This is a genomic window from Pseudomonas sp. 3296, from assembly GCF_031456615.1.
GTDB lineage: Bacteria > Pseudomonadota > Gammaproteobacteria > Pseudomonadales > Pseudomonadaceae > Aquipseudomonas > Aquipseudomonas mucoides.
Window position 1 is genome coordinate 491,156 of the sequence record NZ_JAVDUY010000007.1, and the last position, 14,887, is coordinate 506,042.

13 protein-coding genes are annotated in these 14,887 nt (G+C 60.5%); 10 read left to right on the top strand and 3 right to left on the bottom strand.

Annotated features, from left to right (window positions below; translation table 11 throughout):
* Positions 1–99 precede the first annotated feature (99 nt).
* From J2X66_RS21595 to J2X66_RS21620, 6 genes are read left to right on the top strand one after another with little or no spacing between them, the layout of a single operon-like run.
* Positions 100–987, top strand: a complete 888-nt coding sequence (locus J2X66_RS21595) for a universal stress protein (RefSeq protein WP_310268245.1) — start codon at positions 100–102, stop codon at positions 985–987.
* Between the two features lie 31 nt (positions 988–1,018).
* Positions 1,019–2,782 (top strand): acetate--CoA ligase, encoded by a 1,764-nt coding sequence (gene acsA, locus J2X66_RS21600; protein ID WP_310268248.1) that lies wholly within the window; start codon positions 1,019–1,021, stop codon positions 2,780–2,782.
* Positions 2,779–3,762 (top strand): pyruvate dehydrogenase (acetyl-transferring) E1 component subunit alpha, encoded by a 984-nt coding sequence (pdhA, locus tag J2X66_RS21605; protein WP_027923120.1) that lies wholly within the window; start codon positions 2,779–2,781, stop codon positions 3,760–3,762. The genes acsA and pdhA overlap by 4 nt, the downstream gene beginning before the upstream one ends.
* Positions 3,759–4,745, top strand: coding sequence for an alpha-ketoacid dehydrogenase subunit beta (locus tag J2X66_RS21610; RefSeq protein ID WP_027923121.1), 987 nt, complete (start codon positions 3,759–3,761; stop codon positions 4,743–4,745). Before pdhA ends, J2X66_RS21610 begins: the two co-directional genes overlap by 4 nt.
* 47 nt (positions 4,746–4,792) lie before the next feature.
* A complete protein-coding gene (locus J2X66_RS21615) occupies positions 4,793–5,908 on the top strand; it encodes a dihydrolipoamide acetyltransferase family protein (RefSeq protein WP_310268255.1) in 1,116 nt (371 codons plus the stop codon).
* An 11-nt stretch (positions 5,909–5,919) separates the two neighbouring features.
* Positions 5,920–6,162, top strand: a complete 243-nt coding sequence (locus tag J2X66_RS21620; protein WP_027923123.1) for an acyl carrier protein — start codon at positions 5,920–5,922, stop codon at positions 6,160–6,162.
* An 86-nt stretch (positions 6,163–6,248) separates the two neighbouring features.
* Here the strand turns inward: J2X66_RS21620 and J2X66_RS21625 are convergent, their stop codons facing one another.
* From J2X66_RS21625 to J2X66_RS21635, 3 genes are read right to left on the bottom strand one after another with little or no spacing between them, the layout of a single operon-like run.
* On the bottom strand, positions 6,249–8,591 hold the full coding sequence (locus J2X66_RS21625; protein ID WP_310268259.1) for a serine hydrolase: 2,343 nt from the start codon (positions 8,589–8,591) through the stop codon (positions 6,249–6,251).
* Positions 8,591–9,859 (bottom strand): putative glycoside hydrolase, encoded by a 1,269-nt coding sequence (locus J2X66_RS21630; RefSeq protein ID WP_310268262.1) that lies wholly within the window; start codon positions 9,857–9,859, stop codon positions 8,591–8,593. Before J2X66_RS21630 ends, J2X66_RS21625 begins: the two co-directional genes overlap by 1 nt.
* On the bottom strand, positions 9,856–10,704 hold the full coding sequence (locus tag J2X66_RS21635) for a polysaccharide deacetylase family protein (protein ID WP_310268264.1): 849 nt from the start codon (positions 10,702–10,704) through the stop codon (positions 9,856–9,858). Before J2X66_RS21635 ends, J2X66_RS21630 begins: the two co-directional genes overlap by 4 nt.
* Positions 10,705–10,956: 252 nt before the next feature.
* On the opposite strand from J2X66_RS21635, the gene J2X66_RS21640 reads away from it, so the two are divergent.
* The 4 genes from J2X66_RS21640 (at position 10,957) to polX (ending at position 14,707) form a co-directional block, all read left to right on the top strand.
* Complete coding sequence (locus J2X66_RS21640; RefSeq protein ID WP_310268267.1) at positions 10,957–11,517, top strand: nitroreductase; 561 nt, start codon at positions 10,957–10,959, stop codon at positions 11,515–11,517.
* Between the two features lie 213 nt (positions 11,518–11,730).
* The gene (locus J2X66_RS21645) at positions 11,731–12,330 is read left to right on the top strand and encodes a Spy/CpxP family protein refolding chaperone (protein ID WP_310268269.1); all 600 of its coding nucleotides are present in this window, start codon (positions 11,731–11,733) and stop codon (positions 12,328–12,330) included.
* A 32-nt stretch (positions 12,331–12,362) separates the two neighbouring features.
* Complete coding sequence (locus J2X66_RS21650) at positions 12,363–12,791, top strand: hypothetical protein (protein ID WP_310268272.1); 429 nt, start codon at positions 12,363–12,365, stop codon at positions 12,789–12,791.
* A gap of 98 nt (positions 12,792–12,889) precedes the next feature.
* A complete protein-coding gene (gene polX, locus J2X66_RS21655) occupies positions 12,890–14,707 on the top strand; it encodes a DNA polymerase/3'-5' exonuclease PolX (RefSeq protein ID WP_310268274.1) in 1,818 nt (605 codons plus the stop codon).
* Positions 14,708–14,887 lie beyond the last annotated feature (180 nt).

Here is a 14,887-nt window from a genome sequence, read left to right on the forward strand (position 1 = left end):
ACCTGAATCAACGCTGGTACTGGGTCCGGCGTCGACGCAACGGCTGAGCTCCGCGAGGATCAGCGGCAAGCGTTGAAGCCCTCTGCCTGGAGTCAGACCATGAGCCAGTATCAACGGTTGTTACTCATCATCCACCTGGCGCTGCGCCATTCTCCGGCAATCGACCATGCAGCAGCGATCGCCAAGGCCAGCGGTGCATGTCTGCATATTGCGGCGTTGATCCCGACGTTGAAATTGTTGCCGCTGCTCGAAGAAGGCGACCGGGAAAAGGCTCGGGAGCGTTACCTGCAGGACCATCGCGACTGGCTGAAAGACCAGGCCAGACAACTGCGTGCCAGAGGGGTCGAGGTGACCACCGAGGTGGCGTGGGCGGATGACGTGGAGCAAGACATCCTGGATCACGTCAAGGAGTTGCAACCCGACCTGTTGATTAAGGAAATCCAGCATGAATCAGCGCTCAAGCGCACGTTGTTCACCCCCCTGGACTGGCACTTGCTGCGCCACTGTCCGGTACCGGTTTATCTGGTGGGTGGGGCGCACCATGCCTTGCCGCTCAAGATCGTGGCGGCGGTTGATGCTTCGGCGGTTGGGCTTGAAAACAGCGAATTGAATGACCGGATTATCCAACAGGCTTCCAGCCTCGCCATACAGTGTGATGCCGAGTTGCACCTGTTGTATGCCTATGACATCACGGAAGACTACCTGGAGGAATTGGGCGGTGGCTTGAAACTGTCGGAGCTGACCAAGGGGCTGCGCAAGGAACTGGAAAAATCGTTCCTGACATTCGCCGGTCGGTACGGTGTGCCTGCCAACCGTCGGCATTTCATTCTGGGACATCCCGTTTCGGCGCTGAGCGAGTTCGCCGACAAGCACAACGTGGATGTGATCGTGATGGGCAGAGTCCAATACCACGGGATGGAGAAACTGCTGGGCAGCACGACCGAACATATTCTGTATCAGGTGCCCTGCAGCGTCCTGGCGGTCTAGGACGGACCGATGACGACTCAAGGGGGCGATCATGCATCCAGCGATCATTAAGAAAACCCTGGCCAACCTGCCGCTATCGCCGAACTGGCTCGATAGCGTGCAAGCTCGGGACGCCTTTTCCTGGCAGGTGGAAGCCCGTGCTCTGGCCGGTTTGCCGGGCGGCGGTTTGAACCTCGCGTATGAGGCCGTGGATCGGCATGCGCAGGGTGCGCATCGACGGCATACCGCATTGCGCATTCTTGACCGCAATGGGGGCAGTTGTGACATCAGCTACGCCCAACTGAGCCTCCTGACCAATCGATTTGCCAATGTATTGAAAAAACTGGGCGTGATGCCCGGCGAACGAGTATTTGTCCTCTGTGGCCGGGGGCTGGAACTTTATCTGGGCGTGCTCGGCGGCCTGAAACTCGGTTGCGTGGTGTCGCCATTGTTCTGTGCGTTCGGCCCGGAGCCCATCGAAACCCGTATGCGTCTTGGCGAAGGCAGTGTGTTGCTGACCAGTGAAACCCTCTACCGGCGCAAGATCGCGGCCATACGTGAGCGTTTGCCGGCACTCAAGCATGTGCTGCTGTATGACGAAAATGGCGGGGACACGGCGCCTATCGAGGGGACGCTTAATTTGCATCAACTATTGGCGCAGGCAGAGGAAGCCTTGACCGTTGCCAATACGAACGCCGACAGCCCCGCACTTTTACACTTCACCAGCGGCACGACGGGCACCCCAAAAGGTGTCTTGCATGTCCATGGCGCGGCGCTGACTCACCGCGTCACAGGAAAATACGCCTTGGACTTGCACCCCGACGATGTCTATTGGTGCAGCGCCGATCCGGGTTGGGTGACCGGCACCTCCTATGGGATCTTTGCCCCGTTGTTGCTGGGCGTCACCAGTGTGGTCGAGGGCAATGAATTCGATGCTGAGCGTTGGTACCGGATACTGGAGAAGCAACAAGTGACAGTCTGGTATACGGCCCCGACGGCGATTCGGCTCTTGATGAAAGCCGGTGCAGCATTGGCGCGCGGCCATCATTTTCCGAGTCTGCGGTTTATTGCCAGTGTCGGCGAGCCGCTCAATCCCGAGGCAGTCTGGTGGGGCAAAGAGGTGCTTGGGCTGCCGATCCACGACAATTGGTGGCAGACCGAAACCGGCGGCATCATGATTGCCAACACGGTCGCGATGCCGATCAAACCGGGCTCCATGGGCAAACCGATGCCGGGTGTCGAGGCGGCCATCGTCGTACGAGGTGAAGAGGGCGGATTGGTGTTCCTGGGCGATAACGAGGTCGGTGATCTGGCCTTGAAACAGCCTTGGCCTGCCATGTTCCGTACCTACCTGGGACAGGAGGAGCGTTATCGCCACTGTTTTGTCGGTGAGTGGTACCTGAGCGGCGATCTGGTGCGTCGCGATGCCGATGGTTACTACTGGTTTATTGGTCGCAGCGACGACGTCATCAAGTCGGCGGGTCACCTGATCGGTCCGTTCGAAGTTGAAAGCTCCCTCATGGAACACCCAGCCGTGGCCGAGGCTGCGGTGATTGGCAAGCCCGATCCGCTGTTGGGCGAAACCGTGAAGGCCTTTGTTTCACTCAAGCGGGGTTTCACTGCCAGCCCGGCCCTGCACGACGAGTTGCTCGGTCATGGACGCAAGCGTCTTGGGGCGGTCGTTGCGCCCAAGGAGCTGGAATTTGTGGAGGTGCTTCCGCACACCCGTAGCGGAAAACTCATGCGGCGTCTGCTCAAGGCCCGGGAACTGGGTTTGCCTGAAGGCGATACGTCCAGCATGGAGAGCCCGTCATGAGCCTACCACCGCGTTCCCGGGACATTTCGCTCGATTTGCTGCGTGACATGGTGCGCATCCGCCGTCTTGAGGAGCGGGCTGGCGAGTTGTATGGGGAGGGCAAGATTCGTGGCTTCCTGCACCTGTACATTGGTGAAGAAGCGGTAGCGGTCGGCGTGCTCCATGCGCTGGCCGCCAACGATGCGGTGGTCGCGACGTATCGCGAACATGGCCACGCGCTGATCAAGGGCGTCCCCATGAAAGCCATCATGGCCGAGATGTATGGGCGCCAGGAAGGATGCTCGCGGGGACGCGGCGGTTCTATGCATTTGTTTGATGCCACTACGCGATTCTACGGCGGCAATGCCATTGTGGCGGGTGGCTTGCCACTGACGGTCGGCCTGGCGCTTGCTGAACGCATGCAAGGTGGATCGCGTCTCTGTGCCTGTTTTTTTGGTGAAGGTGCGATGGCGGAAGGGGCCTTCCATGAGTCCATCAACCTGGCGGCATTGTGGCAGCTGCCGATGCTGTTTTGCTGCGAAAACAACCTCTATGCGATGGGGACTGCCCTGGACCGTTCGCAATCGCAAACTGACCTGTGTGCGAAAGCCTCGGCCTACAAAGTTGATACCCGGTCCGTGGATGGCATGGACGTGATCGCGGTGTATGAAGCCGCTCGTGATGCGGTTGAACACATCCGCGCGGGGCGTGGGCCTTTTTTTCTGGAATTTCGCACCTATCGGTTTCGTGCCCACTCGATGTTCGACCCGCAGCTGTATCGTGACAAGGACGAGGTGGAGCAATGGAAGACCCATGGGCCGATCCATACGTACAGTGCACAGCTTAAGGCGCAAGGTCTTTTGGACGAGCCCGGATTTCTGGCGATCCTGACCCAGGTGGACGCGGAAGTGGAAGCCGCCGTGACGTATGCCGAAAGCGGTCGCCTGGAGCCACTCGAGGATTTGTCTCTTGATGTATACACCCCAACGGTGGCGCCATGAGCATTCGCATGACCTATCGCGAAGCGCTACGCGAGGCCATGCGTGAGGCGCTGCAGCAGGACCCACGGGTATTTCTGATGGGCGAAGACGTGGGTCGCTACGGTGGCAGCTATGCCGTCTCCCTGGGGTTGCTTGAGGCGTTCGGCCCCGAGCGCATTCGAGACACGCCGTTGTCCGAGCTGGGTTTCGTGGGCGCCGGTATAGGGGCGGCATTGGGGGGCATGCGGCCGATTGTCGAAATCATGACCGTGAATTTCAGTCTGCTCGCCCTCGATCCTTTGATGAATACGGCGGCCGCCTTGAGGCACATGTCCGGTGGACAGTTCTCCGTGCCCTTGGTCGTGCGCATGGCGACCGGTGCCGGACGCCAGCTTGCAGCGCAGCACTCGCACAGTCTGGAGGGTTGGTACGCCCATATTCCCGGGTTGAAAATCCTCGCTCCGGCGACCATCGAAGATGCGCGCGGCATGCTCCGGCCCGCGCTGCTGGACCCAGACCCGGTGCTGATATTCGAACACGCCCAGCTCTATAACCTGGAGGGTGATGCGGGCGATTGGGAGGCAGTGGATATCAGCTCTGCCAAGGTACGCCGGGCCGGCAAGGACCTGACCCTGATCACGTATGGCGGCACTCTCGGCAAAACCCTGGAGGCAGCGCAGGTGCTGGCCGGGGAGGGCATTGATTGCGAAGTCATCGACCTGCGGGTCCTGCGCCCTCTGGACGACCAGACGCTGATGGCTTCAGTCTGCAAAACCCGTCGCGCCCTGGTGGTCGATGAGGGATGGCGCAGCGGCAGCCTATCTGCCGAGATCATTACGCGGATCATTGAACAAGGCTTTTTCGAGCTGGATGCTCCACCGGCACGGGTGTGCAGCGCCGAGGTGCCGATCCCTTATCCCCGGCATCTGGAAGAGGCGGCCCTGCCACAAGTGTCGACGATCGTCGCGGCCGCTCATGAGTTGTGCCAGGGGACATCCGGGTGAGCGCAATGACAATGGCGCGTTCGAGTATCAGACGCGGAGGGTAAACGATGATCGAGTTCAAGTTGCCCTCTCTGGGGGCTGATATGGATGAAGGCACGTTGCTGGAGTGGAAAGTCCATCCGGGCGATGTGGTCAAGCCAGGTCAGGTGATTGCCGTCGTCGATACCGCCAAGGCCGCCATCGATGTCGAGTGCTGGCATGACTGCACGGTGTCGCAACTGCTGATCGATGTCGGCGCCAAAGTACCGGTCGGTACCGCCATCGCCCGATTGTTGGAACCGGGCGAAAATCCGCAAAGTGCACGACGAACGACAGCGGCACCTCTGCTGATCGAAGAGCAAGCCCCGGCGGGCAGGCGCCCGCGGGTTTCTCCAGCGGCGCGCAAGCGTGCTGCCGAGTTAGGGGTCAGTGCCGGTGATGTAAAAGGCCATGGTCCACAGGGTGTCATTACCCTGGAGGACATCGAGACCGCTGCCCGTGTGACGCACCCTCCAGACCCCGATCAGGCCATGCGGCACGCCATCGCCGCAGCCATGAGCCGATCAAAACGCGAAATTCCCCATTACTACCTCAGCGAAACCGTCGCCCTGGATAACGTCATGGCGTGGCTGCAGGTACACAATGTGCAAAGCACACTTCAGGAACGCCTGCTGCCCAGCGTCTTGCTGCTCAAGGCGGTGGCGCTGGCCTTGCTCGAGTATCCGCAGCTCAATGGTTTCTGGCTGGATAACGCCTTCAAGCCCGCACTCGATACCGACCTTGGGGTGGCAATCACCTTGCGCCAGGGGGGCCTGGTCGCCCCGGTTCTGCATCATGTGGCGGACACCTCCCTGACGCAGTTAATGAGTGAACTGGCCAGCCTGGTCGAGCGCGCCCGCAGCGGCTCCCTGCGCAGCTCCGAGCTGGGAGGCGCCGGCATGACGGTCACTCAACTCGGCGATCAGGGCGTGGACAGCGTATTAGGGGTGATCTATCCGCCCCAGGTGGCCTTGGTCGGTTTCGGTCGGATCACTGAGCGGCCCTGGGTGAAAGACGGCCAGTTGTGTGTGATGCCGACGGTCATTAGCAGTTTGTCCGCCGATCATCGAGTCAGCGACGGTCACTACGGCGCACGTTTTCTGGGCGAAGTCCGACGCTTGTTGCAGACGCCAGAGGCGCTTTGAGGAGAGGACACATGAACCCGAACATGATCCGCGATGAAGTCTGGAAAGCCTTGAAAGGCATTGCCCCGGAACTTGAGATCGAGCAGCTGCGACCCGATCGGTCGTTACGCGAAGAGGTTGATCTGGATTCCATGGATTGGCTTCGTTTCATCGAAGCGCTGAACCGCAGTCTGGGCATTGCAATTCCTGAAAGCGATTACCAGCAAGTGGACACCCTGGACAAACTCATCACCTACCTGGGGAAAAAGGGATGAAGGTCCCGAACAGTGGCCGCCCGGCAGCGATTGCGGGCTGCACGATGGAGGCTCTCACTCACAGGGATTGACGTCCGTACTCACACTCAATAAAGCAGGTTTTGCTGCCGCAGTCGTGCGAAGCGCGCAAGCGCCGCAGCGTCGAGTGCTTGCGCTGCATCCGGTGTAGCACCGTCGTGAATCGCTTGCCACACGGTTTGCGAGCCGATCGAACCGCGCGTTGCCGCCAGCTTGAACGTATCGGGATAGAGCCGGTGCAATGTGGCGAGCAGTGCCAGTCCCAGGCTTGCCACGGGGCGCCGCTCGGAAGCTGCGTCGCGCGTAATACTCACCCCATGACAGAGTTGACCGCGCCAGGTGGACTCGGTAGGGACGAAGTCGAATGGCGCGAAATGCGCGCCGGCATCCAGCGCATTCAGGGCGGTTGCCAGGCGGGTCGCGTCGATCCACGGCGCGCCGATCCACTCGAACGGATGCGGCGTGCCGCGCCCGACACTCACATTCGCGCCTTCGAGCAACCCGACATCCGGGTACAGATCGAGTTGGGACAGTGTGCGCAGGTTCGGCGATAGCGGCACCCAACCGAGACCGGTGTCGGTAAACGTCATTGTGCGTCGATAGCCCTGCATTGGCACCACGCGCAGGTCCGCGCCAATGTGTTTATTGCGATTGAATAGAGTCGCCAGTTCACCGACCGTCATGCCGGGTTGAAGCGGCGCAGGAAAATAGCCCGTGAACGATTCGCGGAGGCTGTCCAGCACCGGACCGCCGAAGCGCTGTGCACCGAGCGGATCGGGCCGATCCAGCACAAACAATGGAATGCCTCGCGCCGCGGCGGCTTCCAGCGCGTAGCCGAGCGTCGTTTCATAGGTGAAGAAACGCACGCCGGCGTCTTGTATGTCAAAGATCAGCGCATCGAGTCCACGAAGTGACCCCACCGGGAAACGCTGCGTTGCGCCGTACAGGCTGTGTACGGTGAGGCCCGTCGCCGCGTCGCGGGTGTCACCGACCCGTTCATCCACATCGGTATCAAGCCCGTGTTCCGGCGAGAATAGCGCCGCCAGCGTGACGCCTGGCGCATGCGCGAGTACGTCGACGGTGCGCCTGCCCTCGGCGTCAAAACCGCTGCGATTGGTGATCAACCCCACGCGCAGGCCAGCGAGCGGCGCAAACCGCTGCGCTTCCAGCACGTCAATGCCGGTCTGTACTGGGCCGGTCGAGGCCGGTAGGCGATTGGCTTCATGCAGCGCCGGCAAGGCTGACGGCAACGACCGACCGATCTGTGCAGCACTCACAGGCACGGCTCGGCTTGCCAGTAACGCGAGCAGCTGCGCACGAAGCGGGCGAGCATCACCGCGGTCGTCCGGGTACACACGGTTGGTCAGGATGACAATGAACTGGCGTGTTACCCGATCGATCCATAGGCCCGTACCGGTATAGCCCGTGTGGCCGATGACGCCAATCGGCGGCAGGCGGTCATGATTCTGCACGAGTGGTGCGGCCAGTTCCCAGCCGAGGCCGCGCCACGGCACGGCCGCGAGCGGTGAGGACGCTGCCGCCAGTGCGGCGATGCTCTCGGGTCGCAGAATGCGCACGGAGCCTGCGCGCCCGTTGTTGAGCATCATTTGCGCGAAGCGGGCGAGGTCGTCCGCGGTGGAAAACAGCCCCGCGTTACCGGAAACGCCGCCCATCCAGCGGGCCGTGGGATCGTGCACCCGCCCGCGAAGGATGCCGGCCTTGTTGGCGATGGTCGGTGCACTGCGTGCCGCTCGACCGGCGTCCGGCATGAAGACCGTGTCGTGCATACCGAGTGGGCCGAAGATGTGAACACGGCAATACGTGTCCAGCGGGAGGTGAGTGATGCGCTCGACCAGCTCGCCGAGCACCACGAAATTCAGGTCACTGTAGCGCACGCGTTCACCGGGCGCGCTGCGCGGATGCTGCGCCGCGATCGCACTCAATACGGCTTTCCGGCCGGGCTGCGGGGGCCGCGCAGGCAAGTCTGGCGCTAGCCCGGAGGTATGGGCAAGCAGCTCACGCACCGTCACCGCGTTTTTGCCTTGCATCGCAAACGCAGGCCAATACCGGGCAACGGGTGCGTCCAGATCGAGGCGGCCCGCTTCGGCCAGTTGCATAATCGCCGTGGTCGTCGCGATGACCTTGGTCAGCGACGCAAGATCGAACTCGGTGTCCAGCGTCATCGGTTCGGGGGAGGGCGTCGTCATGCGTTGTCCGAAGGCTTGGCGATACAGCACCTGTGTGGAATCCCCGATCAGAACAACGGCACCTGGAAGTCGTCCGGCGGCAATCTGTGTGTCGACGATCTGTGCGGCTTGCAGGCGTGTCGGCGCATCAAGATCGCTGGCACTCGTCATCTGCGCCGCCGTCGCCATGCCGATCAGCAGCGTCCAGTGCTTCAGCGCACCCATCAACGCTGTGGCAGGTCGCTGACTTCGTAGTGATTGCGAGGGTTCCATAGCATCCACCCATCAGTGCCGGCTGCGTCGGCGGCGTCAACCTGCGCCTTGATCGCCGCCGCATCAAACGGGCGATGATCGAACGCGTAGTCGCGAAATGCCTGCAACCACGGACGAAAGCGCACGCCCGGCAGGCCGGTGCGCTGCATGGCCTCCGCCAGGGAACGCCGGACTATCTGGCCGGGGTCGGCGGCCGGGTTGGTACAGCCCGGCAACCCCCACGTGAAACTGGAGGGGTACAACATCGGAGAAATATAGTCGAGCGCCGCGCCGAGCAGTTCGATCTGCTGGCCGATCGCAGTGTCATCAAGGTTCCAGCAGACGTAGCCGAAGATGTCCGCCGAGATGAAGACGTTATAGGGCGCGAGCCGTGTGCGTGCGGCCTGCAGGAACTCGACAATCGCCGCAGTCCGGTTGGCCCGGGTGTTCGGGAGGGCAAAGCGTAGCCCGCTCTTGTCGGGAAAGCGCACGTAGTCGAACTGGATCTCATCGAAGCCCATCCGCGCCGCCTCCTCGGCGACATCAAGATTGTGCTGCCAGACGTCGTGGGAAAACGGGTCCATCCATTGCAGGTTTTCGCGATCCCGCCAGGGTTGTCCGTCGGCGGTGTGCACGCTCCACTGCGGATGCGCGTCGGCGAGCGGGTCGTCTTTGAACACCACAATCCGCGCGATCAGGTACAGGTGTTGTGCATGCAGCCTGGCCAGCAGCGCAGGAAAGTCCTGCGCCTGTGGTACGCGGGTGGTCACGCGGGCCGCTGCGCCGATTGCCTCGCGCGTTGCACTGCGATAGGGCGTCAGACCGCGGTCGCCCTTGACGTCGATGACCAGTGCATTGATCACCGTATGGTCGGCAAGGCTGACGGCCCTGTTGCGCAAGGTCACACTGGTGATGCCGAACACCGACAGGTAAACCGCTTTCGGACGAAACGGAGTCAATGTGAGCGTCACAGGCGTCTCGTCGGACAGCTTGGCCTCGGTGCGCAGATACCCCGGGGCGCGAACCGCGACGCTCCGGGCCGCGTGAGCCGTCACGAATTGCCCATGCTCATTGGTGTGGGTTACACCGGCCAACGTCGTAATGGTCGCGCCAGCCACCGGATGACGGGTGCTCGAGTCGAGTACGACACCGGTAAAGGCCAAGGTTTGAACAGCCAGCAAAGCCGTGACGACGAACAACATCGGGATCGCCAAACGCCTCAAGACGCGGGTCAACGTCATGGCGCGCTCCCTGCGGCGGGCACTGGCTGAGTGGTCGGTTCGCCGAGCAGGCGTGCGAACGTGTTGGCGCCATAGGCGTCGGTCATCAGAAAGCGTGGCAGTGCCAGCAGCCGTGCGTGCCGGTCGGCCTTGCGCGCGTCCAGGGTCAAACCGACGATATAGCCTTCATCGGCGGAGAGCGTGATCAATTCGTCGTCGTAGATACCGAACGGCCACGCGAGCATGTCGACAGGGGCGCCGGTTTGCGACTCGAGACGTCGACGTGACTTGTCGAGTTGTGTGTGAACGAATTGCTGGAAATCTGCTGGCGAACGGTGTCGGCGCTCGACGTTGAAATTGGGATGCCAGAACGTGTGCGACTGAATATCCACGAGCCCGGTCTGCCTGAGTGCACGCAATTGCTCCCAGGTCATGGCATAGGACGCGTTGGAAATCGCCGAGGGGTAGATAAAGAGCGTGACCGCGAACCGCTCTCGCAGCATCACCGGCAGCAATTTTTCGTATACCGAACGATGGCCGTCGTCGACGGTGATCGCCACTGGCTTGGGCGGTAGCGTTGCCTCGGGATCGCGTAGCCAGTCGACCACTTCACGCAGCGGCACGATGTGGTAGCCACGCTCGCGCAGGACACGCAATTGCGATTCGAAGGTGCTCATGCGCACGGTCATCGAGTCGTCTGCTGTGTCCGAAAAACGGTGGTAAACGAGGATCGTGACGCGCGGTTCGACCCTCAGCACGGCGTCGTCCGCGCCCCAGGCCACTGCGCAAGCGCCCACCAACACGGCGCGTATCAGAAACCGCAGCGCGGCGCTGCTTCTGGTAGGTACCAGGGTTTTTCCATACATGTCAGCGCTCCTGCGCGAGCCATTTCTCCCGCGTTGCCCGTCTCGCAAGAGCGAACCCGGCCAATCCAGTGTGCAGTGAGCGCACAGCGTTCATCTGATGCAGATCAAGTTCGCGCGACGTGGCGTCGTTTAGACGTGCGCGAGTTGTCTGACGAAACGAGAGGCGGGTTCCGCCTTGATTTGATCTAAATCAACAGCAGGTCCACGCGGGTGGACAACCTTATGAGACGGCCCTTTATCAGGTATGCACTCATGAACATCGACAAGGCAATCTCCGGCCGGCGCTCGGCGCGTGAATACACGACAGAAGCTGTTGATGAGAACGTCCTGCGGCGTTTGATCAGTGCCGCGGCCCAGGCGCCCAGCGCAATGAACCAACAACCGTGGACTTTCACGGTGATCCGCGACCAGGCACTGCTGGATCGGATCTCCCGTGAAGCGAAGGCGCACATGCTCAAGACGATGCCCGCAGGCTTCCATTCCGAGCACTTCCATACGTTGCTCAATGACGAAAACTTTCAGATCTTCTATCACGCACCTGCACTCATCCTGATTTCGGGAAATGCTCCGAGTCCTTGGATCGTCGAAGACTGTGCCCTGGCTGCCGAGAATCTGATGCTCGCCGCCTATGCAGAAGGACTTGCCACCTGTTGGATCGGTTTCGCGCAGAACTTTCTTAATACGCCGGATGGCAAGCATGCCCTTGGCCTGCCGGCCGAGTGGACGCCAGTGGCGCCCATTATCGTTGGCCACCCCAAATCTGCACCTGGCCCCCTCTCACACAAGACGCCGGAGATACGCTGGATTGGCTGATCGCAAAACACTCTACCGCCCATGACATGGAGGAAGCGGATGTGCTTTGCGAAGGGCTGGCGATCCGTCACCAAGGGAACACGGCGGGCTGCCACTATCGACCGTCTAGCCGCAACCTCATTTGTCTGGCTGTTTTCTGATGTGGATCAGATTATCCACCTGTCCGGCTCCTAATCTCGAACCATCCCCACCATGGTGTTGAGAAGAGCTGAAATGAACAAATCAAGCGTGATCGGACAATGCATGTTGATAGCGGCGAGTGTTTTATTGATGCCAGCCAGCAGCGTCTTCGCCAACCCACCCCTGTCACCGCAAGGTGGCATGCCCCATCATTTCCAGGACTTCGATTGGGTCAAACATACGCAGGGGAGCCTGGATAAACTGAAAGCCAAGCTCAATCTCAAGCCGGAGCAAATGCCCGCCTGGGAGACATGGGCTGCCGGGGTCATCGCGGATGCCAATCAGCAACTGGAAAAGGACAAGGCCCGGCGCAACGAGATGGCGAGCGCGAAGCCAGCGCCAATTGATGAAACGACGCCGGAAAGAATGGCAACAGGGATAGAGCGTCTGCGCGCAGAAACCAACTGGATGCAGGCGCAGTTGGTGCGTCTGGATGCTGCTCAGGTGCGTACCAAAACGTTTTATGACGCTCTGGAAACTGAACAGAAAACCATATTCGACCTGTTCTGGACAGCGATGCACCACAGGAATGCTGGCTATGACGGTTCGCAGATGCCAATGCAAATGCCGATGCAAATGCACATGCCAAGACCGCAAATGGACGGCGACCAGGACCAAACAGACCTGAAGTAGGCGCTGACTCACTGTTCGATTGGGTGTACATCATGAACCTCGACACGGTAAGACGGTGCGCGTTGACAGGGATCATCCTGATTGCCACAGGCCTGGCCTTACCAGCCAATGCCGACTCGCATCACGGCGGTGCAGGGGCATTTTGGTGGGGCATAGGCCTGGGACTGGGCCTCGGTTGGGAAGCTGCGCGTATTCCCGGTCCTTATTACTACCCTGCCTATCCGGTTTATTACTATCCCGCTCCGATTTACTACTACCCGGCCAATCCACCAGCAGTGATCATCGAATCGCCGCCAGCAATCCTTCCTCCCGGCGCAACCCCAGGGGCTGTACCGCCCGCCGCGCAGTCACCACCCAATTGGTATTACTGCGACTCTGCCAAAGGCTATTACCCCTATGTGCGCCAGTGTCCTGAAGCATGGCGCATGGTTCCCGCGACACCCCCCGGCCGCATACGCTGAAGGGGTGAGCGGGGCTCGCCCGCCGGTCTGGAGTCAGATCGTGAGTCAATATCAACGCTCAGACGCGCGTTTTTCATCCCACTGGACGGGCTCTTGCAATGAAGCTCACCGCCGTACCGTCTCAGGAACCGTTACCCGCCTTGCTATCGGCCTCGCTCAAGGACTGGCAGGTGATTGGCAATGATCAGATTGCCGCGGTTTTTGACGAAATTGCTGATCTGCTGGAAATCGATGACGCCAACCCCTTTCGGATCCGGGCCTACCGTAATGCGGCGCGCACGTTAAGGGCGTTGACCTTCGAGCTCGCAGAGACCATCGCGCGTGGCGAACCACTGCCCAAACTGACCGGTATCGGAGTTGATCTGGCAGGCAAGATCAACGAAATCGTTACCACCGGAAATTGTGCTTTGCGCCAGCGGTTGCGTTCGACATTACCGCCCGGATTGGTTGAACTGCTGTCCATCGCCGGATTGGGCCCCAAACGTGTCAGGCACCTGTATCACGATCTGGGGATCGAAACCGCGCAGCAGTTATGCGAGGCGGCTCGACAGGGGCGAATCCGCCATCTGCCCGGCTTCGGCGAAAAGATGGAAACGCGGCTGTTAAGTGCCGCGCAGCAGGGGATCGGAAAAGAACACCGTTTGCCGCTGGCGTTTGTGGAGCCCGTGGCGCGCCGGCTGATCGAATACTTGCAGCAGCTTGCGGGCATCGAGGAAGCAACGGTGGCCGGAAGTCTGCGTCGCATGCGCGACACCGTCGGTGATATCGACATCCTCGTGGCCGCAGCGCCGTCTGTGAACGTCACGGCACACTTGCTCAAGCACCCGGAGATTTCCACCGTGTTGGTTAAAGGGCGCACGCGTGCCAGCGTCGTGCTGGGTTCAGGCCTGCAAGTGGATGTGCGTATTGTAAAACCGGCGCAATTTGGCGCCGCTCTGGTGTATTTCACTGGCAGCAAGGCGCATAACATCGCGATTCGCCAGAGGGCCCGGAAGTTGGGGCTCAAACTCAATGAATATGGGGTGTTCAAGGCCGCAGAATGCGTGGCCCATACCACCGAGGTGGCGGTTTATCAGGCCTTGGGGTTGGTATGGATCACCCCGGAACTGCGCGAAAATCGCGGTGAAGTCGAGGCGGCACTGACAGGTCGTTTACCGAGGCTGATTGAGTTGAGCGACCTCAAAGGTGACCTGCATGCTCATACCCGTGACTCGGATGGCGGCAATAGCCTGGAAGAGATGGCGTTGGCGGCGCAGCAAGCCGGGCTGGAATACCTGGCAATTACCGACCACTCCCGGTCCCTCAGGGTGGCCCATGGTCTGGACACTGATCGATTGTTGAAGCAAATCGACCAGATCGATTCGCTCAATGCCCGTTTGCAGGGCATAACCTTGCTCAAGGGTGTTGAGGTCGACATTCTCGAAGACGGGCGCCTGGATCTGCCGGACGACATTCTGGGGCGCCTGGATCTGGTGGTGGGCGCCGTCCACAGTCATTTCGGCTTGACGCTGCATCAACAAACCCAACGCCTGCTCAGGGCCATGGATCATCGCTACTTCAGCATACTGGCACACCCCCTGTGTCGGTTGATCAATGAACGCGGGCCTCTGAACATGGACCTGCCTGCAATCATCAAGGCAGCCGCTGAGCGTGGTTGCGGCCTGGAACTCAACTCGCAACCCCAGCGCATGGATCTGTTTGACCTGCAGTGCCAATACGCCAAGGATCAAGGGGTGCTCATCAGCATCAATTCGGACGCCCATCGCACCGCGGATTTTTCTTATTTGCGCTACGGGGTCGCTCAGGCGCGCCGAGCCTGGCTGGAAAAACACGATGTGCTCAATACCCGTTCGCTGACCTCACTCAAGTCGTTTTTACGGGATGGCGGTGGTCGACCGCAAAGCGCACAAAACTGATATCAGCCGTTGACAGTCTTGTTGTCCGGGGTCCGGGGCCAGTTGGTGTCCAGGTACACCTTCTGCATAAATCAAAAAGGGGGCTGAAACTCCCCGCTATTACTGCTCAAAAGACGCTCATTGATCTAGATCAACACACGCAGACGGCATCAAGCCATAAAGCTTTGTATGAAGTAGAAA

Bases quoted from the DNA above. Each gene is read 5' to 3' on its own strand.
- J2X66_RS21595 (WP_310268245.1), top strand. From the start codon at position 100: ATGAGCCAGTATCAACGGTTGTTACTCATCATCCACCTGGCGCTGCGC.
- acsA (WP_310268248.1), top strand. From the start codon at position 1,019: ATGCATCCAGCGATCATTAAGAAAACCCTGGCCAACCTGCCGCTATCG.
- pdhA (WP_027923120.1), top strand. From the start codon at position 2,779: ATGAGCCTACCACCGCGTTCCCGGGACATTTCGCTCGATTTGCTGCGT.
- J2X66_RS21610 (WP_027923121.1), top strand. From the start codon at position 3,759: ATGAGCATTCGCATGACCTATCGCGAAGCGCTACGCGAGGCCATGCGT.
- J2X66_RS21615 (WP_310268255.1), top strand. From the start codon at position 4,793: ATGATCGAGTTCAAGTTGCCCTCTCTGGGGGCTGATATGGATGAAGGC.
- J2X66_RS21620 (WP_027923123.1), top strand. From the start codon at position 5,920: ATGAACCCGAACATGATCCGCGATGAAGTCTGGAAAGCCTTGAAAGGC.
- J2X66_RS21625 (WP_310268259.1), bottom strand. From the start codon at position 8,591: ATGGGTGCGCTGAAGCACTGGACGCTGCTGATCGGCATGGCGACGGCG.
- J2X66_RS21630 (WP_310268262.1), bottom strand. From the start codon at position 9,859: ATGACGTTGACCCGCGTCTTGAGGCGTTTGGCGATCCCGATGTTGTTC.
- J2X66_RS21635 (WP_310268264.1), bottom strand. From the start codon at position 10,704: ATGTATGGAAAAACCCTGGTACCTACCAGAAGCAGCGCCGCGCTGCGG.
- J2X66_RS21640 (WP_310268267.1), top strand. From the start codon at position 10,957: ATGAACATCGACAAGGCAATCTCCGGCCGGCGCTCGGCGCGTGAATAC.
- J2X66_RS21645 (WP_310268269.1), top strand. From the start codon at position 11,731: ATGAACAAATCAAGCGTGATCGGACAATGCATGTTGATAGCGGCGAGT.
- J2X66_RS21650 (WP_310268272.1), top strand. From the start codon at position 12,363: ATGAACCTCGACACGGTAAGACGGTGCGCGTTGACAGGGATCATCCTG.
- polX (WP_310268274.1), top strand. From the start codon at position 12,890: ATGAAGCTCACCGCCGTACCGTCTCAGGAACCGTTACCCGCCTTGCTA.